At 69.0% G+C, this 20,801-nt stretch carries 20 protein-coding genes; 14 read left to right on the top strand and 6 right to left on the bottom strand.

Going from position 1 to position 20,801, the window contains the following annotated elements; translation table 11 throughout:
• Positions 1 to 13 precede the first annotated feature (13 nt).
• The 5 genes from ACQ1RG_RS01065 to ACQ1RG_RS01045 all read left to right on the top strand — a co-directional run bounded on the left by ACQ1RG_RS01065 (position 14) and on the right by ACQ1RG_RS01045 (position 5,294).
• Entirely contained in the window at positions 14 to 1,285 is a 1,272-nt protein-coding gene (locus ACQ1RG_RS01065) for a trans-sulfuration enzyme family protein (protein ID WP_009376394.1), read from the top strand.
• The gene (locus tag ACQ1RG_RS01060) at positions 1,278 to 1,850 is read left to right on the top strand and encodes a GNAT family N-acetyltransferase (protein WP_009376393.1); all 573 of its coding nucleotides are present in this window, start codon (positions 1,278 to 1,280) and stop codon (positions 1,848 to 1,850) included. Before ACQ1RG_RS01065 ends, ACQ1RG_RS01060 begins: the two co-directional genes overlap by 8 nt.
• A 139-nt stretch (positions 1,851 to 1,989) precedes the next feature.
• Entirely contained in the window at positions 1,990 to 2,748 is a 759-nt protein-coding gene (locus tag ACQ1RG_RS01055; RefSeq protein WP_430600428.1) for an enoyl-CoA hydratase-related protein, read from the top strand.
• Positions 2,749 to 2,810: 62 nt separating this feature from the next.
• A complete protein-coding gene (locus tag ACQ1RG_RS01050) occupies positions 2,811 to 4,448 on the top strand; it encodes a long-chain-fatty-acid--CoA ligase (RefSeq protein ID WP_009376391.1) in 1,638 nt (545 codons plus the stop codon).
• 132 nt (positions 4,449 to 4,580) lie between these two features.
• The gene (locus ACQ1RG_RS01045; RefSeq protein WP_009376390.1) at positions 4,581 to 5,294 is read left to right on the top strand and encodes a YceI family protein; all 714 of its coding nucleotides are present in this window, start codon (positions 4,581 to 4,583) and stop codon (positions 5,292 to 5,294) included.
• Positions 5,295 to 5,348: 54 nt separating this feature from the next.
• On the opposite strand, the gene chrA is transcribed toward ACQ1RG_RS01045, so the two are convergent.
• Together chrA and ACQ1RG_RS01035 are read right to left on the bottom strand one after the other, a co-directional pair.
• Complete coding sequence (gene chrA, locus ACQ1RG_RS01040) at positions 5,349 to 6,644, bottom strand: chromate efflux transporter (RefSeq protein WP_009376389.1); 1,296 nt, start codon at positions 6,642 to 6,644, stop codon at positions 5,349 to 5,351.
• A 163-nt stretch (positions 6,645 to 6,807) separates the two neighbouring features.
• A complete protein-coding gene (locus ACQ1RG_RS01035; protein ID WP_009376388.1) occupies positions 6,808 to 7,671 on the bottom strand; it encodes an oxygenase MpaB family protein in 864 nt (287 codons plus the stop codon).
• 95 nt (positions 7,672 to 7,766) lie between these two features.
• Here ACQ1RG_RS01035 and ACQ1RG_RS01030 point away from each other — a divergent pair, with 95 nt between their 5' ends.
• Positions 7,767 to 8,744 carry a 3-hydroxyacyl-CoA dehydrogenase NAD-binding domain-containing protein gene (locus ACQ1RG_RS01030; protein WP_009376387.1) on the top strand — a complete coding sequence of 326 codons (978 nt, stop codon included), beginning with the start codon at positions 7,767 to 7,769 and terminating at the stop codon, positions 8,742 to 8,744.
• Positions 8,745 to 8,747: 3 nt separating this feature from the next.
• Here the strand turns inward: ACQ1RG_RS01030 and ACQ1RG_RS01025 are convergent, their stop codons facing one another.
• Positions 8,748 to 9,101: a nuclear transport factor 2 family protein gene (locus ACQ1RG_RS01025; protein WP_009376386.1), complete on the bottom strand. Its 354-nt coding sequence runs from the start codon at positions 9,099 to 9,101 to the stop codon at positions 8,748 to 8,750.
• A gap of 137 nt (positions 9,102 to 9,238) precedes the next feature.
• Here ACQ1RG_RS01025 and ACQ1RG_RS01020 point away from each other — a divergent pair, with 137 nt between their 5' ends.
• The 5 genes from ACQ1RG_RS01020 (at position 9,239) to ACQ1RG_RS01000 (ending at position 15,676) form a co-directional block, all read left to right on the top strand.
• Positions 9,239 to 10,621 (top strand): NAD-dependent succinate-semialdehyde dehydrogenase, encoded by a 1,383-nt coding sequence (locus tag ACQ1RG_RS01020; protein WP_009376385.1) that lies wholly within the window; start codon positions 9,239 to 9,241, stop codon positions 10,619 to 10,621.
• A gap of 129 nt (positions 10,622 to 10,750) precedes the next feature.
• Positions 10,751 to 12,130, top strand: coding sequence for a short-chain fatty acid transporter (locus ACQ1RG_RS01015; RefSeq protein ID WP_009376384.1), 1,380 nt, complete (start codon positions 10,751 to 10,753; stop codon positions 12,128 to 12,130).
• 206 nt (positions 12,131 to 12,336) lie between these two features.
• A complete protein-coding gene (gene betT, locus ACQ1RG_RS01010) occupies positions 12,337 to 14,397 on the top strand; it encodes a choline BCCT transporter BetT (RefSeq protein WP_063248920.1) in 2,061 nt (686 codons plus the stop codon).
• Between the two features lie 97 nt (positions 14,398 to 14,494).
• Complete coding sequence (locus ACQ1RG_RS01005) at positions 14,495 to 15,106, top strand: DNA-3-methyladenine glycosylase I (protein ID WP_063248876.1); 612 nt, start codon at positions 14,495 to 14,497, stop codon at positions 15,104 to 15,106.
• Positions 15,107 to 15,238: 132 nt separating this feature from the next.
• Positions 15,239 to 15,676: an NUDIX hydrolase gene (locus ACQ1RG_RS01000; protein ID WP_009376381.1), complete on the top strand. Its 438-nt coding sequence runs from the start codon at positions 15,239 to 15,241 to the stop codon at positions 15,674 to 15,676.
• A gap of 102 nt (positions 15,677 to 15,778) precedes the next feature.
• On the opposite strand, the gene ACQ1RG_RS00995 is transcribed toward ACQ1RG_RS01000, so the two are convergent.
• The gene (locus ACQ1RG_RS00995; protein WP_009376380.1) at positions 15,779 to 16,330 is read right to left on the bottom strand and encodes a hypothetical protein; all 552 of its coding nucleotides are present in this window, start codon (positions 16,328 to 16,330) and stop codon (positions 15,779 to 15,781) included.
• A 182-nt stretch (positions 16,331 to 16,512) separates the two neighbouring features.
• Between ACQ1RG_RS00995 and ACQ1RG_RS00990 the strand changes: the two genes are divergently transcribed.
• On the top strand, positions 16,513 to 17,961 hold the full coding sequence (locus tag ACQ1RG_RS00990; protein ID WP_131247980.1) for an MFS transporter: 1,449 nt from the start codon (positions 16,513 to 16,515) through the stop codon (positions 17,959 to 17,961).
• 102 nt (positions 17,962 to 18,063) lie between these two features.
• Here ACQ1RG_RS00990 and ACQ1RG_RS00985 read toward each other — a convergent pair whose 3' ends face one another.
• Positions 18,064 to 18,444, bottom strand: a complete 381-nt coding sequence (locus ACQ1RG_RS00985; RefSeq protein WP_179952593.1) for an ArsR/SmtB family transcription factor — start codon at positions 18,442 to 18,444, stop codon at positions 18,064 to 18,066.
• 16 nt (positions 18,445 to 18,460) lie between these two features.
• Between ACQ1RG_RS00985 and ACQ1RG_RS00980 the strand changes: the two genes are divergently transcribed.
• Together ACQ1RG_RS00980 and ACQ1RG_RS00975 are read left to right on the top strand one after the other, a co-directional pair.
• Positions 18,461 to 18,949: an SRPBCC domain-containing protein gene (locus ACQ1RG_RS00980; RefSeq protein WP_119296738.1), complete on the top strand. Its 489-nt coding sequence runs from the start codon at positions 18,461 to 18,463 to the stop codon at positions 18,947 to 18,949.
• Positions 18,950 to 19,210: 261 nt separating this feature from the next.
• Positions 19,211 to 19,642 (top strand): hypothetical protein, encoded by a 432-nt coding sequence (locus ACQ1RG_RS00975; RefSeq protein WP_430600426.1) that lies wholly within the window; start codon positions 19,211 to 19,213, stop codon positions 19,640 to 19,642.
• Positions 19,643 to 19,677: 35 nt separating this feature from the next.
• On the opposite strand, the gene ACQ1RG_RS00970 is transcribed toward ACQ1RG_RS00975, so the two are convergent.
• Complete coding sequence (locus ACQ1RG_RS00970; protein ID WP_197932051.1) at positions 19,678 to 20,682, bottom strand: aldo/keto reductase family protein; 1,005 nt, start codon at positions 20,680 to 20,682, stop codon at positions 19,678 to 19,680.
• Positions 20,683 to 20,801 lie beyond the last annotated feature (119 nt).

The following is a 20,801-nucleotide window of genomic DNA, read 5'->3' as shown; positions in this document are numbered from 1 at the left end:
CTATATTGGGCACATGACGACTCGTGAGCCCGCCTACTCCCCGGAGACCGTCCTCGTCGAAGCCGCGCGCCCGCCGCGGGTGCCCGGCGCTTCGGTCAACCCGCCCATCGAACTCTCCTCGACGTTCATCGGCACCACAGGGATGGGCGATGCCCCCTTCGGATACGGGCGCCTCGACACCCCGGCATGGACCCCGTTCGAGGAGGCGCTGGCCGAACTCGAGCACGCCCCGGTGCCGGGACTCGTCTTCGGCTCGGGACTGGCGGCGATCGCCGCCGTCCTCAGCCTCGTCCCGGCAGGCGGCACGCTCATCATCCCCCGCCACGCCTACCAGGGCTCCCTCCAGTCCGCCGACGAACTCGCCGCACGCTGCGGGTTCACCGTCCTCAGCGTCGACATCGCCGACACCGAGGCCGTCATCGCCGCCCTCGACACAGCAACTGGGTTCGACCCCACGACCGCGACCGACCCAGCGGCCGCGACCGACCCGGCGGCCGCCTCGGCGATGGTGTGGATCGAATCGCCGACGAACCCGATGCTCGAAGTCGCCGACGTCCCCGCGCTCATCGCCGCGGCGCGGCAGCGGGGTGTCCTGACGGCCTGCGACAACACCTTCGCGACACCCCTCCTGCAGACCCCGCTCGACCTCGGCGCCGACATCGTCGTCCATTCGGTGACGAAGTACCTCGCCGGGCATTCCGATGTCGTCCTCGGCGCGGTGCTCGTCAGCGACCCGGGCCTGCGGGAGACGCTGCTCGCCGAGCGGGCGATGCGCGGAGCGATCGCGGGTCCCTTCGAGGTGTGGCTCGCCCTGCGCGGAATGCGCACGCTCTCCGTCCGACTCGACCGCGCGCAGGCCAACGCGCAGACCATCGCCGAGCGGCTGAGCGAGCGCGCTGCTGTCCTCGAGGTCCGCTACCCCGGGCTGCCGACCGATCCCGGCCATGCGCGCGCGGCCGCGCAGATGTCCGGGTTCGGGGCGATCGTCGCCTTCACCGTCGACTCCGCGCAGACCGCGACCGCCATCGCCGAGGCGGTGCGCCTGTGGACGCCCGCGACCTCCCTGGGCGGCGTCGAATCGCTCATCGAACGCAGGCGTCGGCACGCCTCGGAGCCGGAGACGGTGCCCGAGGGCCTGCTCCGGCTCAGCGTCGGCATCGAGCACGTCGACGACCTCTGGGCCGACCTCGATACCGCGATCACAGCTGCGACCGGGACCAAGGCCGCGAGCCCTGGGACCGGGGCGGAATCGTCGTCCCACCGGGATGCACAGGCCAATGCCTGAGATCGTCACCGCGGACTTCGTGCTCGACCGGCCGACCCTCGACGACGTCGACGAGATCTTCGCGATCGAGCGTGACCCGCGGGTGTGGACGCACTTCCCGTCCGGACGGGTGACCCGACGCGCGGACGCCGCTGCGACCCTGGGGCGGCGCATCCGTCGGTGGGAGCGCGACGGCCTCGAGATGTGGATGGTCCGTGAGAGGGCGTCGGGTCCGATCATCGGCTTCTGCGGGTGCAGCCTGCGCGGGGGCACAGAGGCGGAGCCGAAAGGACCCGACTCCTTCTGGAACCTCGGCTACCGGTTCTCCCCCGAAGCGCAGGGGAGGGGCCTGGCCACAGCCGTCTCGCTGCTGGCCATCGACCGCGCGCGGGAGGTCGACCCCGAGCTTCCGGTCGTCGCCTACCTCCTCGAGCACAACATGGCCTCGGCCAGGGTCGCCGAGAAGGTCGGCCTGCGGCTCCGACACCGCGCTCCGGACGCCGGCAACCCCGATCCCGCGGCCGTGCGACTCGTCTTCGCCGATCGGGAGCTCACGCCCGCGCAGCTGGCGGCGACCCTGCGGTAGCGCGGACACCGTTTCCCGCACGACTTCACCCGAACTGCCCGGCCGACGGAGCAGGAGTGATCGAAGTGTGACCCAGATCAACTTAACGTGCGTTAAGCTGAGAGCAGGGAATCCGTCGTCTGCAGCAGAAGGAGCCGCCGTGCCTCCGAGTGTCCTCGTCGATCACAGCGAGGGTGTCGCGACCATCGCGTTCAACCGTCCCGAATCCCTCAACGCGCTCACCGGCGAGACGTTCCTCGCCCTGCGCGACGCCGTCGCCGAGGCGGCGGGATCGGCCAGGGCCATCGTGCTCACCGGCAGCGACCGGGCGTTCAGCTCGGGCGCGGACCTCCAGTCCGGCACGGACGACGTCAGCCTCGACCTTGACGATGCGAACGCGATCATCCGCTCGCTCATCGACGTCAGCGTCCCCACGATCGCCGCGGTCTCGGGCCCGGCCGCCGGAATCGGCTGCTCGCTCGCGCTCGCGTGCGACTACGTCATCATGAGCGAGGAGTCCTATCTCATGCTCGCCTTCGCGAAGATCGGCCTCATGCCCGACGGCGGGGCGACGGCCCTCGTCGCCGCCTCGGCGGGCCGGCATCAGGCGATGAAGATGGCGCTGACCGCGCAGAAGGTGTGGGCGCCCGAGGCCCTCGACTGGGGACTGGCGAGCGAGGTCGTCCCCGCCAGCACCCAGCTGCGCCGAGCCGAGGAGCTCGCCGGCCAGTGGGCGCAGGGTGCGCCGCTCGCCTTCTCCCGCTCGAAGGCGGCGATCAACCAGGCGAGTCTGACCGCCCTCGACGACGCCTTCGCCCGCGAATCCGCCGACCAGACCTACCTGCGCGGCACCCGCGACTTCGCCGAGGGGGTGTCGGCCTTCATCGAGAAACGCACCCCGAGGTTCGTCGGCGAATAGCCCGCCCGACCCCCACCTCCCCTACCCGAACCGACCCACGAGTGAACGAACAAAGGAGTCTCATGCTCACTGGCATCCCGTCGACCCTCGGCGACAGCTACCAGCTCAACACCACTTCGATGATCCGCCATGCAGCCACGGTCTTCGGCGAACAGGAAGTCGTCTACCGCCGTTCCGACGGCTCGTGGGGACGGTCGGACTACGCCGAGGAATTCCGGCGCATGGCCCAACTCGCCCACGGCCTGAGCGAACTCGGCGTCGGTGCCGGCTCCATGGTCGGCGTCCTCGACTGGAACTCCCGCCGCCACTTCGAACTCTACTTCGCCGTCCCCGGCCTGGCCGCGACGATGCTCCAGCTCAACCTCCGCCTCGCACCCGAGGACCTCGCCTACGTCGTCAGCCACTCGAAGTCCGATTGGATCTTCGTCGACGAGACCCTCCTGCCCGTGGCGGAGAAGCTCGCCCCGAAGCTCGACGTCAAGGGCTGGGTCGTCATGACCGACAAGCCCGCGAGCGAGATCGAGACGAGTCTGGACAACGTCGTCTTCTACGAGGACCTCATCAAGGACAAGCCCGAGACCTACGACTGGCCCGTCGTCGATGAGAAGACCGCCGCGTACGCCGGCTACACGACCGGCACGACCGGGCGACCCAAGGGCGTGTACTACTCGCACCGGTCGATCTACCTCCACACGATCGGCGGCCTCGCGGCCCTCGGCGCGACGTTCAACGACACGGTCATGCCGATCACCCCGATGTTCCACGTCCTCTCGTGGGGCTTCCCGCAGAACGCCGTCGCCGCCGGGGCGAAGCTCGTCCTGCCGGGCAAGTTCGCCGCCGAGGAGTTCGGAGCGATCGCCCGGGCCTTCATCGAGGAGAAGGTGACGCTGGCCAACGGCGCGCCGGCGATCTTCGCCCCGATGCTCGCGATGATGAAGGACATGCCGCAGCCGCCGGACCTCTCAGGCGTCCGCCTCGTCTCCGGCTCCTCAGAGCCGCCGCTGTCGATGATGCGCGGGTTCAAGGAGATCACCGGGGCCGATGTCATCCACGGCTACGGCGCCACCGAGACGACCCCATTGGCGACGACGAACTGGCACATCAAACCGGGCCTCGACATGGACGAAGAGGAGCGCTGGGACTTCAAGCGCTTCCAGGGGCTGCCGATCATCGGCGTCGAGGTCAAGGTCGTCGACCCCACCGGTGAGGAGCTGCCGCGTGACGGGAAGTCGATGGGCGAGGTCCTCATGCGCGGCCCGTGGGTCACCGAGTCCTACTTCCAGCTGCCGGACAACTCCGAGCGGTTCCTCGACGGCTGGTGGCGTTCGGGCGACGTCGGGGTCATCTACCCCAACGGCTACCTCAAGCTCACCGACCGCCTCAAGGACGTCATCAAGTCCGGTGGCGAGTGGATCTCCTCGATCGACATGGAGAACGCGATCCTCGACTGCACGAGCGTCAAGGAGGCCGCCGTCATCGGCGTCCCCGACGAGAAGTGGCAGGAGCGCCCCGTCGCCTATGTCGTCGCCGAAGACGGCGCCGAGGTGACCCGGGAGAAGATCGTCGAGGTCCTCGGCGACCGGTTCGCGAAGTGGCAGCTGCCCGACGAGATCATCGTCACCGACGAGCTCCCGCGCACCTCGGTGGGCAAGCTGGACAAGAAGCTGCTCCGGAAGGAATGGGAGGGCGCCGAGGCGTAGGCGCGCTCCGCAGCCGGAGAATCCCTGAGGAGTCATCCTCAGGGATTCTCCGCATTCGGACGGGGACTGTCCAGGGATTCGGCAGGACGGAAAGGGTTCCGCAGGTGTAGTTGAACTTTGTACCATCGACTCATGACGAATTCCCGCCCGTTCTTCGCCCGCCCGCTCGTGTGGATCATCGCGATCGCCGCCGTCCTCGCGACCGTCGCCGCGATCGTCGCCACACGGATGTACGTCTCCTCGCAGAACGCCGCCGCTCCCGAGGAGTTCCTCAGCGAGGACGTCGCCGAGGCGACCACCCCCGGGCAGTCCTCGGGCTCGGCCGACGCGATCGCCGGACAGTGGTCGATCAGCGAGGGTTCGGAGGCCGGCTACCGCGTCGACGAGGTCCTCAACGGTGAGGACGTCACCGTCGTCGGGCGCACCGACGACGTCACCGGAGAGGTGACGATCGACGGCTCCGAGCTCACTGCGGGCACGGTCATCGTCGACCTGCGCACCGTGACCACCGACAGCTCCCGCCGGGACGGCTACTTCACCTCCCGGGCGATCGACACCTCGGCGAATCCGGAGGCGACCTTCACCGTCGCCGAGGCGGTCGACCTCACCGCGCTCGCCGACTCCGGAACCGCGGAGATCGAGATCCCCGGAACCCTCGACATCAATGGACAGAGCCGGGAGACGACCGCCCAGGGCACCGTGACCCGCACTGTTGCCGGCCTGCGCGTGGTCGGGGCGATCGACGTCACCTGGCAGGACCACGGTGTCACCGCTCCCGACCTCGGATTCGTCTCCGTCGAGGACGCAGGCGTCGTCGAGTTCGCCCTCGACCTCACCCGGGCCTGAGCAGCCCGGGTGCGGCGGTGAGGCGGCCGGGAACCGCACCGCAGAGGCTGGGGCTCACAGGGCGATCCACCCGATGAGGGCGGCGGTGAGGACGACCGCCCATGCGGGCACGTTCCAGCGGGTGAGCGCGATGAACGCGGCGATCGCGATCGCCAGGGTCGCCGGTGAGGTCACGCCCTCGATGAAGACGGGATCGAAGAGTGCGGCCCCGAGGAGACCGACGACGGCGGCGTTGACCCCGAGGAGGGCCCGCCTGGCGTGGACCGAGGAGTGGAGACGCTGCCAGAAGGGCAGCGCACCGATCGTCAGCAGCGCCGCAGGCAGGAAGATCGCGATGAGGGCGATGCTCGCCCCGAGGATGCCTGAAGGACCCGAGGTCGTCGAGGCTCCGAGGAACGCGGCGAAGGTGAAGAGCGGGCCGGGAACGGCCTGAGCGGCACCGTAGCCGGCGAGGAACGTGTCGTGGTCGACGAGTCCGGTCCGCACCGTTTCGGTCTCGAGGAGGGGGAGGACGACGTGCCCGCCGCCGAAGACGAGCGCTCCCGCCCGCGAGAAGATCTCGGCCAAGCGCACTGCCGGATCACCGGTGAGGGCGGAGAGTGCGGGAAGGACGAGAAGGAGCGCGGCGCAGACGGTGAGCGCCGCGGCCCCGGCGCGGCGGGAGACCGGGACCCGGAACCCGGTGGGGGCGGCGTCGGCGGTGGCAGCGGAGGACGAGGAGTCGCCAGACGAGGCCCCGGCAGCGTCCGCCTCGGCGGGGGAGGGCTGCGACGCCGGACCCGCGGTCTCCGGGGTGCGCACCCATGCGAGCCCGAGTGCTGCGCCGACGGCGATCGCGAGGAGCTGGATCGCCGGTGACGGGATGAGGAGGACGATGATCGCTGCGAGCCCGGCGATCGTCGCGCGCCGGGCATCGGGGGTGAGCGACTTCGCCATGCCGAGCACTGCGCCGGCGACGATGGCGACGGCGGCAGCCTTGACCCCTGCGAGCCAGCCGGTGCCGAGCGCATCCCCGAGCGCGTCGAAGCCGTAGGCGAAGGCGACGAGGAGCACGGCCGAGGGCAGGGTGAAGGCGAACCAGGCGGCGAGCAGACCCCCGTAGCCGGCGCGCTGCAGGCCGATGGCCATGCCCACCTGGCTCGAGGCGGGTCCGGGGAGGAACTGGCAGAGGGCGACGAGATCGGCGTAGGCATCGTCGTCGAGCCATTTCCGGCGGGCGACGAACGCCTCACGGAAGTACCCGAGGTGGGCGACGGGACCGCCGAAGGAGGTCAGCCCGAGGCGGAGGAAGATGCGGAAGACCTCGCCGACGGTGCCCGGGTGCCGCCTGCTCACCTCTCGGTCGCTCATCGCTGCTCCTCGTCCTCCGGTGAACTGCCTGCGCCCAGTCAAGTGCGCGAAGGTGTCGCGGAGGTGAACGCGCAGGCGGGCGTCACGGACGTCGGGCTCACGGGTGCGGCGTCACGGACGCTGCGACGTCACGGGCGGTGCTGCCGCACCGACGCCCCGGCTCTCACGGGTGGTGGAGGAGGTACGTCCCGCCTTTGAGGCACGTGTCGACGACCCAGCCGTCGGCGATGAGCGCGGTGAGCGATTCGCGCAGGGCAAGACGCCAGCGGGCGGCGAGCTCGGCGTCATGGCGGCGGAGGCTCTCGATGTCCGAGGGGAAGTCGAGGGAGACGACGGCGGCCTCCCGCGGGACCTCGGAGACGAGCGGTTCGCCGGACTCGTCGGCGCGCAGGCACGCGAACGCGGTGTCGGCGGCGACGGCGGGCACCCTCGCGGGCCGGTCGAGCGGCCACGAGACCATCATCCGGTCGCTCGCCTGACCTTCGTTGAGGCCGTCGCGCATCTGCCCGTAGAAGTCCTCGAGGTATTCGACCATGCTCACACCGAGGCGCTGGAAGTTGAAGTAGGCGTTGCGGGCGATGAGCGGATCGAAGGTCCACGTCATCTCCGTGATGCCCAGGCGCAGGCACCACAGGCGCTGGTGGAGCTTCATCGCCGACCCCGCGCCGTGCCCGACGTGCTCGTGGCGGACCCCGGCGATGTGGGAGTGCATGACCGTGCCCAGCGGCTGTCCGAAGAACCCGATCGTCACCCCGATCATCTCGTCGGGGTCATCGGCGCTGTACGCGGCGGAGACGTAGTTGCCGGCGTGGGCGAAGGCGACGATGAGGCCGGGTTCGAGGATGTTCGTGCCCGTCTTGTCGACGTTCCACACCTCGTCGAGGAGGAGGGAGGCCTCGGCGGCCTCGGCCGCCGTGTGCAGCTCCCGGACGACGACGCCTGCGGCCTCGGCAGCGGCCGTGGACTCGTCCTCGGCGAGGGCGATGATCTCCGAGTCGACCGTTCTCAGTCCTGCGCGCGCTGTCATGGTGACATTGTGCCACCGAACGTCCCGGTCACAGCCGCCGGCGAGGCGATTTTTCGTCCCCGCCGCAGGCTCGTGGGCAGGTATAGCCTGATCCCATGACTGATCCTCAGCCCTCCGTCGCCGTCATCGGGGCCGGCACCATCGGCCGCTCCTTCGCTCGCCTCTTCGCCGTCTCCGGATACGACGTGACCGTGTGGGATCCGCGGGGCGACCTCGCCGAGGTGGTCGCCGGCGTCCGTGCCGAGGTCGCGACCGATGCCCGCGCCGAAGCCGCCGACGCCGGCTCCGCTGACCCCGACCTCGTCGGGTCGGGCATCGCCGCCGAGCGGCGACGGACCGGCTCCGTCGAGGCCGCGGATTCGCTCGAGGCGGCGGTCGCCTCGGCGGGATTCGTCCAGGAGTCCGGACCCGAGGACCCGGAGGAGAAGCCCCGGCTCTTCGCCCGCCTCGCCGAGGCGGCGCCGTCGACGGCGGTCTTCGCGACCTCGTCGTCGACGATCCCCGCTTCGCACCTCGCAGGCGATCTCCCCGCCGAGGCGGCCGCCCGGGTCATCGTCGGCCACCCCTTCAACCCGCCCCACCTCATGCCGCTCGTCGAGGTCGTTCCCGCGCCGACCACGAGCGCGGACACGGTCGCCCGTACCGTCGGGTTCTACCGCAGCTGCGGGCGGGAGCCGGTGGTGCTGCGCCGCGAGGTGCCGGGCTTCGTCGGCAACCGTCTGCAGGCTGCGCTGATGAAGGAGGCGATCGCCCTCGTCGAGAACGGGGTCGTCACGGCGGGCGAACTCGATGCGGTGATGCGGAACTCACTCGGGCTGCGGTGGGCGGCGGTGGGGCAGTTCGCTGGCATGCACCTCGGCGGGGGAGAGGCGGGGATCCGCGGATTCATGGCCCACATCGGTCCCTCCCTCACCGGTCTCGAACCGTTGCCGCTCGAACTCGGGGACGAGGCGCTGGAGGAGGTGTTCGGGCAGGTCGAGGACGCCTACGGGACGAGCCCGAGCACAGAGGACGCGGCCGAACGCGACCGCATCCAACGCGCCGTGCTCACTGCGCGCGGCCAGGAGGAGTGAGCCTCAGACGGCGGCCTGGTAGAAGTACGTCGTCCGTGTGCTGATGAGCCCCTGCTCGTCGAAGCGGAAGAAGTCGGCGAATCCGACCCGGGTCTCCGATCCGTCCTTGAGGCGCCCGGCGAAGACCCCGCGACTGGCGGCATGCGCGCCTTCGACGAGGATCTCGCCGAGCTCGTGGGCCCCGGATTCGATGACCCGCTCCCCGAGGTAGAAGTCCGTGATCGCCTGGCCGACCATCGTCGGATAGCCGGGGCGGTCGTAGCTGGCATCGGCGGCGAAGAGTGCCGCGGTGGCGACGGGATCGCCGGCGTCGACGGTCGTGTAGTAGCGCTCGACGAGTTCTCTCACTGCAGTCATGACCACAACCTAGCAGTCGCGCGCCGTGTGGGAAGAGCAGAAGGGTCAGGGAATTGGGAGGGTGCGGGAATTGCCGCGGCAGGGGATCGGCCATAGCGTGAGAGGAGAACAGGCTGACAGCAGAGACGAGGAGAGTCATGTCCACCATCTACCGTGTGACCGACCCGGCGACCGGTGAGGTCGTCGAAGAGTTCCCCACCGCCTCCGATGCGGAGATCCTCGCCGCCCTCGACCGGTCGTCGACGGCGTTCGCGGAGTGGAGCCGGACCCCGGTCGCCGAGCGTGCCGCACTGCTCACCCGGGTCGCCGACATCTACGCCGACCGCGCCGAGGAGCTCGCCGAGGTGATCAAGCTCGAGATGGGCAAGGCGGTGCCCGAGGGCAAGGGCGAGGTGGCCCTGAGCTCGAACATCTACCGGTACTTCGCCGACAACGCCGAGGCGTTCATGGCCGACGAACCGCTGCGCGGACCCGAGGATGGGACCGCGTGGATCCGGCGCAAGCCCGTGGGCTCCCTGCTCGGCATCATGCCGTGGAACTTCCCCTACTACCAGGTCGCCCGCTTCGCCGCCCCGAACCTCGCGCTCGGGAACACGATCCTCCTCAAGCACGCCCCGCAGTGTCCGCGCTCGGCGCAGATCATGGAGGAGATCTTCCGTGAGGCGGGTCTGCCCGAGGGCGCGTACATCAACATCTACGCGAGCAACGAGCAGGTCGCCGACATCATCCTCCCCGACCCCCGCAACCAGGGTGTGTCCCTGACCGGGTCGGAGAGGGCCGGTGCCGCGGTGGCCGCCGAGGCGGGGAAGAACCTCAAGAAGGTCGTCCTCGAACTCGGCGGCTCCGACCCCTACATCCTCCTCGACACCGCCGATGTCGCGAAGAGCGCGAAGACGTTCTTCAACACGCGCATGGGCAATACGGGCCAGGCCTGCAACTCGCCGAAGCGGATGATCGTCATGGACGACGTCTACGATGAGTTCCTCACCTCGATCACCGAGGCGGCGAAGAAGGCCACCCCGGAGGTGCCCGGGGAGGAGGGCTCGCGCCTGTCCCCGCTGTCCTCGGTCGCCGCCGCCGACAGATTCATCGAGCAGGTCCAGGACACCGTCAGCCAGGGCGCGACCCTGCTCGCCGGCGGGAAGAAGTACGACGGGGGTGGAGCCTACGTCGAACCCGTCGTCCTCGCCGACGTCGAGAAGGGCATGCGCGGCTACTACGAGGAGCTCTTCGGCCCCGCCGTCATCGTCTTCCGGGTCGGCAGCGAGGAGGAGGCGGTCGAGCTCGCCAACGACACCCCGTTCGGCCTCGGCGCCGCGGTCTTCTCCGGCGACGTCGAGCGCGCCGAGCGGGTCGGGGCGCAGATCGACTCCGGCATGGTCTTCATCAACTCGCCCGAGGGATCCCGCGAATACCTGCCCTTCGGCGGCGTCAAGCGCTCCGGCGTCGGCCGTGAGCTCGGCCCCCTGGCGATGGACGAGTTCGTCAACAAGCAGCTCGTCTTCCAGAAGGACAGCTGACCACCGGCATCCGGCCACTCAGACCCGGCCACTCAGACTCGGCCACAAGGGGGCGTCGTCCGCAACCGCGGACGACGCCCTCACTGTATCCTGATGTGACGCACAGCACTTTCCCAGCAGGAGGTTCCCATGCCGGCCCCCACTCCGTCGTCGCAGATCAACGCCGCCGCCTCCTCAGGGGTGATGCGCCCGATCAACCGGTTCCTCGAACGGTGGATCCCCTCGGCTCTCACCTTCGCCATCGTCCTCACCCTCATCGTCGCCGTCCTCGCCTTCGTCCTCACCGGGGCGAGTCCGCTCGAGGTCGTCACCAGCTGGGGTGTGGGCCTCTCGGGTCTCCTCGAGTTCATGACCCAGATGTGCCTCATCCTCCTCCTCGGCCACATCCTCGCGAACACCGGCCCCGTCCAGGCGCTGCTCTCCCGCCTCGCCCAGGTGCCCGGCAGTCCGGCGTTCGCCTACGTCTTCGTCTTCCTCGTCGCGGCGATCGCCAGCCTCATCACGTGGGGCCTCGGCCTCGTCGTCGGCGCGCTGCTCGCCCGTGAGGTCGCCGTGCAGGCCAGGCAGCGCGGCATCAGGGTCCACTTCCCGCTCCTCGTCGCCGCCGGCTACTCGGGCATGGTCGTGTGGCACATGGGCTACTCCGGGTCGGGTCCGCTCACCGCGGCGACCCCGGACTCGTTCCTCGCCGAATCCCTCGGCGGGGAGATCGTGCCGGTGAGCGAGACGATCTTCTCCACCTGGAACCTGCTCGCCATCCTCGGCGTCCTCATCGTCTGCAGCCTCCTCTTCTATCTCATCGCCCCCAAAGGCGGGGCCACGGTCTTCGAGATGCCCGAGGCCGTCGATCCGACGACCCGGTCCTCCTTCGCCGAGGAGGTGCTCACCCCCGCCGACCGGATCGACGCCTCCCGCGTCCTCACCCTCGTCCTCGGTCTCGCCCTCGTCGCCTATCTCGTCGTCCACTTCGCCCAGGGCGGCGGACTCACCCTCGACATCGTCAACTGGTCGTTCCTCGCGCTCATCCTCCTGCTGGTGAAGAACCCCTTCGAACTCATCCACCTGACGAAGAACGCGGCCTCGAACGTCGGAGAGATCCTCCTCCAGTTCCCGCTCTACGCCGGCATCCTCGGCATCATGAGCGGAACCGGACTCATCGCCGTCTTCTCCGATGCATTCGTCTCGATCGCCACCCCCGTCTCCTTCGGCGTCCTCGCCCTGCTCTCGGCCGGGCTCGTCAACTTCTTCGTCCCCTCCGGCGGGGGACAGTTCGCCGTCCAGGGCCCGATCATGCTCGACGCGGCCAACCAGCTCGGCGTCGATCCGTCGATCGCGATCATGGCCGTGTCCTACGGCGATCAGTGGACGAACATGCTCCAGCCGTTCTGGGCGCTGCCGGTGCTCGCGATCGCCGGGCTGAAGATGCGCGACATCCTCGGCTACACATTCATCACGTTCCTCGGGTCGGGAGTCGTCATGGCGCTCGCCCTCCTCCTCGTCTCCCTCTGAGACTCCGCTGCGGCTCCGAGCGGACTCAGGCGCGTCACGGCAGGGAGGGCTACTGAAAACTACGATATGGTAGCCTGCATCGTTGGGTGCCCACGAAGACGCAGGCGGTTCCCACCCCAGCGCCCGGTCAGGGTGCTTCGATGGGCCAGAGCACTGAGATCAACGACATGTCGGGGCGCTCCAGCGCCGGACGAGGGAGCGAGCAGATGTCAGCACAGACGCAGCAATCCACGGACGACGCGAAGGGCAGGGCGAAGCGGCTGCCGCCCGTGAACAAGCGCGTCTTCATCTCGGCGGCGGTCGGCACCCTGGCCATCACCGTCTGGGCGTTCTTCGCCCCGGCCAACGCGCAGGCGGTCCTCGGTGCCGTCGTCGGGTGGACCTCGGACTGGTTCGGCTGGTTCTACGTCCTCCTCGTCGCCGTCGTCCTCGTCTTCGTCATCTACCTCGCCGCCTCCCGCTACGGCTCGACGAAGCTCGGCCCCGAACACTCGAAGCCGGAGTTCGGCCTGCTGCCGTGGGCGGCGATGCTCTTCGCCGCCGGCATCAGCACCGACCTCATGTTCTTCGCCGTCGCCGAACCCGTCACGCAGTACCTCCAGCCGCCGAGCACGGAATCCGAGACCGTCGATGCGGCCCGTGAGGCCACCGTGTGGACGCTCTTCCACTACGGGCTCAGCGGTTGGGGGCTCTACGCACTCATGGGCATCGCCCTCGCGTACTTCGCCTACCGGATGAACATGCCCCTGGCGATCCGCTCGGCACTCGCCCCGATCTTCGGCAAGCGCGTCCAGGGCGCCCTCGGCGACACCGTCGACTTCGCCGCCCTCCTCGGGACGATCTTCGGCGTGGCGACCTCGCTCGGCATCGGCGTCGTCATGGTCAACGTTGGCCTGGGCGTCATCTTCGGTCTGCCCGTGAGCACCGCCGCGCAGGTCGCCATCGTCGTCGTCGGTGTCGGCGTCGCGACACTCTCGGCGGTCTCCGGCGTCGACAAGGGCATCAAGTTCCTCTCCCTGCTCAACGTCTTCGCCGCGATCGCGCTGAGCATCTGGGTGCTCGTGGCCGGGAACACGAAGTTCCTCCTCAATGCCTTCGTCCTCAATGTCGCCGACTTCGTCCGCCTCTTCCCGAACATGGTCGGGCAGACCTTCGCCTTCGAGGACACGGGAACATGGATGACCGACTGGACCCTGTTCTTCTGGGCCTGGTGGATCGCCTGGGCGTCGTTCGTCGGCCTCTTCCTCGCCCGCATCTCGCGCGGACGCACGATCCGTCAGTTCGTCATCGGCACCCTGACGATCCCGTTCATCTACATCTTCATGTGGATCTCGATCTACGGGAACTCCGCTCTCGACATCATCCGCGGCGGCAACCGCGAGTTCGGGGAGCAGACGATGCTCAACCCGGAGGGCGGCTTCTACGAACTCCTCGCCCAGTATCCGGCGTTCATCGTCATCGCTGCGCTCGCGACGATGACGGCGCTGCTCTTCTACGTCACCTCAGCGGACTCCGCTGCCCTGGTCATGGCCAACCTCTCCTCGTTCCTGCCCACCCCGCAGGACGACGGGCGGGCGAGTCTGCGGATCTTCTGGGCCGTGCTCACCGGCGCGCTCACCGTCGCGATGCTCATCGTCGGCGGCATCGGCGCCCTGCAGAGCGCGACGGTGATCATGGGCCTGCCGTTCGCCTTCGTCATCATCCTCGTCATGATCGGCCTCTACAAGGCGCTGCGGGTCGAGGGCAACCGCGTCGACAGCGTCGAGCAGAGCCTCTCCGGTTCGCTCGCCCGCCGGTCGACCCGCGGACACGAGACGTGGAAGAAGCAGCTCTCCCGCGTCCTCGCGTTCCCCAGCGGCAGCAAGGTCCGCGACTACGAGCAGACCGTGCTCATCCCCACCCTCGGCGAGATCGCGGCCGAGATGCGGGAGCGGGGAATCTCCGCCCGCTGCGGTCGCGTCGACAACGAGGGACGCTTCGACGACGAGGGCGACCTCGTCGAACTCGAAGTCGACGGTGAGGGGCAGTACCCGTTCCGCTACCAGGTGTGGCCGCACAAGGTCAGCGTGCCCTCGTTCGGCGGTCGGGTGCCGCGCGGAACCGAAGACTACTACCGGATGGAGGTCTACCTCGACGGCGGTGCCGGTCAGGGCTACGACATCATGGGCTACACGAAGGACCAGCTCATCGACGACGTCCTCGACAAGTACGAACGCCACGTCGAGTTCCTCCAGATGCAGGAGAACATCACCGGCGGAACGGACTGAGGGGACTGGACTGAGGATGGCGGAGCGTTCGGCGACCACGACGACTGACGGCGAAGGCGCGGCCTCCGGCGGAGGCGCAAGTGTGGATGACACTGCTGTGGACGGCACTGCGACTCGTGGCGGTCCCGTCGTCGGCGAGGACGGCCTCGCCCGCACCCCGTGGGCCTACGGCGATCCGCTGCTGCTGACGTACTACGACACCGAATGGGGTCTGCCGGTCCGTGACGAGTCCGGGCTCTTCGAGCGGCTCAGCCTCGAGGGCTTCCAGGCGGGGCTCTCATGGCTGACGATTCTGCGCAAACGTGAGCGTTTCCGTGAGGTGTTCGCAGGCTTCGACGCCGAGGCGGTCGCCGGCTTCGGCGAGACCGAGATCGAAGCGCTGCTCACCGACCCCGGCATCATCCGCCACCGCGGGAAGATCGAGGCGTGCATCGGCAATGCGCGGGCGATCGTCGACCTGCGCGCCGACGGCGGGATCGTCGACTTCATCTGGGGCTTCCAGCCCGAGGACACTCCCCGGCCGGCGACGGTCGCCGAGGTGCCGACCACCGCACCGGAGTCCGTGGCCCTGTCGAAGGCGCTGAAGAATCGGGGATTCCGCTTCGTCGGACCGACGACGATGTACGCCCTCATGGAGGCCATCGGTATGGTGGACACGCACCTCATCGGCTCCCACCGCCGAGGTGCCTCCGGGGTCTGGCCGAACTGACAATCCTGCGCTCGGGTCGCCCGCGACCCTGCCCGAACCCGGCCAGCCCGCGGCCGTGCCGAAACCTCGCCCGCCCGCGACCGTGCCGAACCCCGCGACGAAGCCCGCACCACCTGAGCCCGAAAGGAACCGATGAAGGACATCCGCGTCAGCGCCCTCGTTCTCACCCATCCCGAACGACCCGAGATCCTCATGGTGCGCAAGACCGGTACCACGTCGTTCATGCTCCCCGGCGGCAAGCCCGAGACCGGCGAGAGCCCTGAGGCGACGATCATCCGGGAGATCGCCGAGGAGCTCGGGCTCGACCTCGACCCGGAGAGGCTCATCCCCGTGGGCACGTTCACCGCAGCGGCTGCGAACGAAGCCGATCACCGGGTCATCGGCGATGTGTTCCGCTACGAGGGTCTTCCGGTTGGGCTGAGCATCGACGAGATCAGCCATCAGGCGGAGATCGCTGCGGCAGGCTGGTTCCCCTACGATCCGATGCCCGCCGACACCGCCGAGCGGCAGTTCGCCCCGCTCACTCGTGATCGCGTCGTCCCGGCGCTCGCCGAGCAGGGCGTCCTCTGAGCGCGCCTCGGGCCCTGCAGTGTTCCGTGCCGTCGGCCAGCCGCGCCTCGAATCGTGCGCTGGCCCGTGCCGTCGGCCAGCCGTGTCAATCCTGCGCTCCTATCAGCCCTGCGGCTGGCGGGAGTAGGCGATGAGAGCCCGGTAGAGGTCGAGCGGGGCGCAGTTCGCCCCTTTGGCGAGGGACTTCATGAGCTTCCGGTAAGCCGTGTAGTCGACCCTGCTCGGGTTGGGGGTCTCGAGGAGACCGTGGCCGTGGAGGACCCCGACGGCGCGGGAGTCGAGGATCGAGTACTTCTTCGGGTCGAAGACGGTGAGCAGGGCGCTGGCGAGGGGATTGCCGACCCCGGGCAGGACCTTGAGGAAGGGCAGGCGCAGATGGTTCGGGGTGTCGTCGTCGAGGGCGACCCCGGTGACATAGTCAATGTCGTCGCCGGAGAGCTCTTGGGCGGTCGGCAGCACGGCCACGGCCTTCCATTCGACGACCTTGAGGAAGTTCTTGCGCTTGTAGCCCTCCCTGCGCACGACCTTCGGGGCGATGTCGTCGAAGATCTCGGCTTCGAGGTCGGAGAGTTCGTAGAGCGGTTCGAAGCGGAGGACGAAACCTGTGTCGATGAGGCCGGAGGACGCGTTCTCGGGATGCTGCGACGAGGTCATGCCGCGATTCTACAGAACGTCGAGGGCCCCTCGGTGAACGGCAGCGGATCCGGGATCGACCACGGACGGGAGCGCTCCTGACCACGGGCGGGAGGCCTCTGAGCATGCGCGGAAGGGCACTTGACCTCGGGCGATGTGAGACGTGGGGCCGCCTCGGCGAGGATGGGCGGTAAGGTCCGACTATGGCACTCCGATCCGATGACGCTCGCACCCTGACCCCCGCGCTGTTGGGGTTGGTGTGGTCGGCGATGTTCGGATTCTCCGGGTTCTTCCTCAGCTATTCGACGATGGTCTCGATCGGCGTCGCCGACGGCCTCTCGACCGTCACCGGCGGGGCGGCGCTGACAACGATGATGGTCGGCGTCATCGCCGTCCAGCCGTTCGCCCCGAGGCTGGGGGAGCGGCTCGGGATGCGGGCGGCCCTCCTCGTCGCCCTCGGTCTGCAGCTGCTCGGTCAGGTGCTCGGGCTCGTCGTCGGTCCTCCTCTGCTCAGTCTCGTCCTCGCCGGGATCAGCGGGGGCATGGGCTTCGGGCTCTTCGTCGTCCTCGCCAATGCCGCGGTGCCGGGGACCGTGTCGGCGGACAGGCTCGGTCGGGCGCTGGGGATCTTCGGCGGGGTGACCTCGCTCGCCGCGGCCATCGGGGCACCGGTCGGGCTGTGGCTCATCGGCGTCGTTCCCGAGCGGTCGTTCCGGCTCATCGCGTGCGGGACGCTTCTGCTTGCGGTGCCGACGCTCGTGCGGTTCCTGCCCGGGCGCACTTACCCCTCCCCACCCGCCGAGGCGGTGCCCGGTGACGAGGTCGATCGGGGCGGGCCGCACGGGCAGGGTCTGCGCGGCGACGAACCGCACGATGATCGTCGCCGCGGTGGCAGTTCGTCGGGCCCCGGGGCGGTGCCGCGCGCCGAGGGCACCGAGCCCGACGCGGCCGCGCTTGCGGAGGCGGCCCGGGACGCCGAGGCAACCGGCAGCGCGGAGGCAACCGGCAGCGCGGAGGCAACCGGCAGCGCGGAGGCAACCGGCAGCGCGGAGGCAACCGGCAGCGCGGAGGCAACCGGCAGCGCGGAGGCCGTCGGCTCGTCGACGTCGTCGCGCGAGCGCGGGGCGCTGCGTCTCCTCATCATGCTCGCCCCGTTCCTCGTCGGCATGATCACCTTCGGCCTCATCGTCGGGTTCGGGCCGGGCCGCGACGTCGCCCATCCTGCGGTCTACATCCTCATCATGCAGGTGTGCTCGGTCATCGGCAGGTTCGCCGCCGGCGCCGTCGCCGATGCGCGCTCACCGCTGGGCCTGAGCCTCCTCGGCGTCGGGATGGCCGCCATCGGGCTCACCGTCACCGCGGTCAGCGGGGCGGGAGTCGTGCTCGGGATCGCGATGGCGATCGTCGGCCTCGGGCTCGGCACCCTGCAGTCGGCGAGCCTCGTCATGGCCTTCATCACCGCCCGGACACCTGGGCGGGCGAGCGTCGCATGGAACATGAGCTTCGACATCGGCCTCGGCATCGCCGGCGTCACCGGGGGACTCGGGTTCACCTACCTCGGGGACACGGCGACGTTCCTGCTGTGCACGGGAGTGCTCGTCCTCGCCGGTCTCGTCTCGTGGCTCGCGGTGAACCGTCGAACGAGCCGCTGACCGCGGGTGCTGCGATCGGCCAGCGCGCGAGGACGGCGGTGCCTGACCGATCAGTTGAGCGACCCCGAGCATGACCGCCGTGCTCGGCCGAGCCGGGCAGTCTCAGTCGGGGCTGGTCGCGGTCCCCTCATCGTCGAGCATCGCGAGCATGTCGACGGCCGCCCGTGCGTAGTCGCCGATCCAGCGGTCGTGGATGCGCTTGATCGGCAGCGGTGCGAGCGCGAGCACGCGCGTCTTGCCGACCCTGCGGCCGGTGAGCAGTTCGGCGCGTTCGAGGACGCGGATGTGCTGGAGCACGGTGGTGCGGTCGAGTTCGGGGAACGCCTCGGCGACGGCGCCTGTCGTCATCGGTTCTGCTCGGAGGAGGTCGAGGATGCGGCGGCGGGTGGCGTTCGCGAGCGCCTTGAACACGGCGTCGTCGCGGGCATCGGCGTCCGAGCCGTAACCTTCCGACTGCGCACCTGTTCCCTTCTCACTCGACATGTGATAAAAATATCACATGAATGATGAGCAGAACGACAAGAGTGCGCAGCTGGAGGAGCTCTCCTTCACCGTCACCGGGTACATCTCGAAGACGCCGCACGAAACCTATGAGGCCGTCGCCGATCCTGAGCAGCTCTCGAAGTACTTCACGACGGGCGGCGCCCGCGGGCGCCTCGAGACGGGAGTCGAGGTGAGCTGGGACTTCGCGGACTTTCCGGGCCGCTTCCCCGTCGACGTCATCGAGGCCGTGCCCGATGAGCGGATCGTCATCGCGTGGGAGGGCAACGGGCACACGACCGCGCCGAAGACGGAGACGACCTTCGAGTTCACTCCCGTCGACGACGGGACCCGGACCCTGGTGACGATCACCGAGCAGGCGTGGAAGACGACCGTCGGGGGAGCCGAGGGCGCCTTCGGCAACTCGATGGGCTGGACCGGCATGCTCGCCGCGCTCAAGGCGTGGGTCGAGTACGGCATCAACCTTCGCGAGGGCTTCTACAAGTAGGCCGGTCTGCTCAAGCGATGTGCCTGCCCAGGGCGCGGGTGCGCACAGTCGGCGAGCCTGCAGTACCGGTGGCGCGGCTCCGCGAGCCTGTAGTGCGTGGAGCGTGGCTCTGCGAGGAGGATCCGGTTCGAGATCTGGCCGTTCTTCGACTCGGATCCCCCTCGGGGGCGCTGACTCGCGGGCTCGGGAGCTCGGCTGTGGCCGTGAGAGAGTGTCGGTATGACTTCGGTATTCCGTAAGCGGCTCCCGATCTGGTGGTTCGTGCTCCTCACCGCGGGGATCGGCGGGACGATCGGACTCTCTGTCGCCATCTTGTACGGGGCCGAGTCGCTCGGCAGCATCGTCATGGTCGCTTGGCTCGTTGGGATCGGAGCCACCTTCGGCTTCTTCATGGGCATACCGGCCGACATCGTCGTGCGCCTCGTCGTGCCCAGACTGCGGCACCGATGGAGCGCGGTGCTCTTCTGCTTCGGGCTCGGGTACGCATCAGCTATCGCTTCCGTCGTCGCCTTCTTGCTCTGGTCTAGCGGCGGCTCGTGGAGATTCACAGGCGTAGATGGACCTGCGGTGCTGTTCCTGCTCGTCTTCGGCCTGCCAGCCGGTATCCTCACCGCGTGTGCGACCTCCCGCATCGTCGAACCGGTCAAGCCGAAGCACCCGAGGATCGACCGGTTCACGGGACTTCCGTACTGACGGCCCGGCAGAGCCGCCTCGGCGAGGGATTGCGATCAGACGATGCGGGTGGGCGGGGACTGGGTCTTCGCGGGATCGGTCTCGGGAAGATCGCCGAGGGCCTCATCGATGCGGGCGAGCACCTCGGCGTCAAGCCTGACCCCGGCCGCCGCCGCATTCGACTCCACCTGCTCGGGACGTGACGCCCCGACCAGCGCCGTGGCGACGTTGTCGTTGGCGAGCACCCACGCGATCGCGAGCTGCCCCATCGTCAGTCCGAGATCTGTGGCGATCGGCTCGAGCTTCGCGACCGCGGTGAGCGTCTCGTCGTTCATGTAGCGGGAGATCATGTCGGCCCCGCCCTTCTCATCGGTCGCCCTAGAGCCCGCCGGGGCCGGCTGCCCGACCTTGTACTTGCCGGTGAGCACGCCCTGCGCGATCGGCGACCACACGATCTGGGAGATGCCGAGCTCCTTCGACGTCGGCACCACCCGCTCCTCGATGACCCGCCAGAGCATGTTGTACTGCGGCTGGTTCGAGATAAGCTGGATCCCCAGGTCGCGGGCCAGATAGTGTGCGGCCCGCAGCTGATCGGCGTTCCATTCGCTCACTCCGATGTAGAGCGCCTTGCCCGCCCGGACGATGTCGGCGAAGGCCTGCATCGTCTCCTCGAGCGGCGTCTCGTAGTCGTACCGGTGGGCCTGGTAGAGGTCGACGTAGTCGGTGCCGAGCCTGGTGAGCGACCCGTCGATCGACTCCATGATGTGCTTGCGGGACAGCCCGGTGTCGTTGTGGCCCTTGGGGCCGGTGGGGAAGTAGACCTTCGTGAAGATCTCGAGCGACTCGCGACGCTGGCCGGCCAGCGCGTCGCCGAGGACCTGCTCGGCTGCCGTGTTCGCGTAGACGTCGGCGGTGTCGAAGGTCGAGATGCCGGCGTCGAGCGCGGCATGGACGCACTTGGTCGCGATGTCGTTCTCGACCTGGGAACCATGGGTGAGCCAGTTGCCGTAGGTGATCTCCGAGATCTTGAAACCGCTGTTGCCGAGATATCTGAACTCCATACCCTCAGCCTACGACCGGGAGTCAAGACCCCCTGTGGTCCGGTCGACTTCGGCAGCACCTCGAGGGGACCGCTCCGGTGTGAGGGGACCGCGCCGGGCTGGTCCGCTCGCCGGGGAGA

The organism is Brevibacterium sp. K72 (genome assembly GCF_050562175.1).
Taxonomy (GTDB): domain Bacteria; phylum Actinomycetota; class Actinomycetes; order Actinomycetales; family Brevibacteriaceae; genus Brevibacterium; species Brevibacterium casei.
Note: the sequence above shows the minus strand (reverse complement) of the source record. Positions and strands in the feature narration are given on the sequence as shown.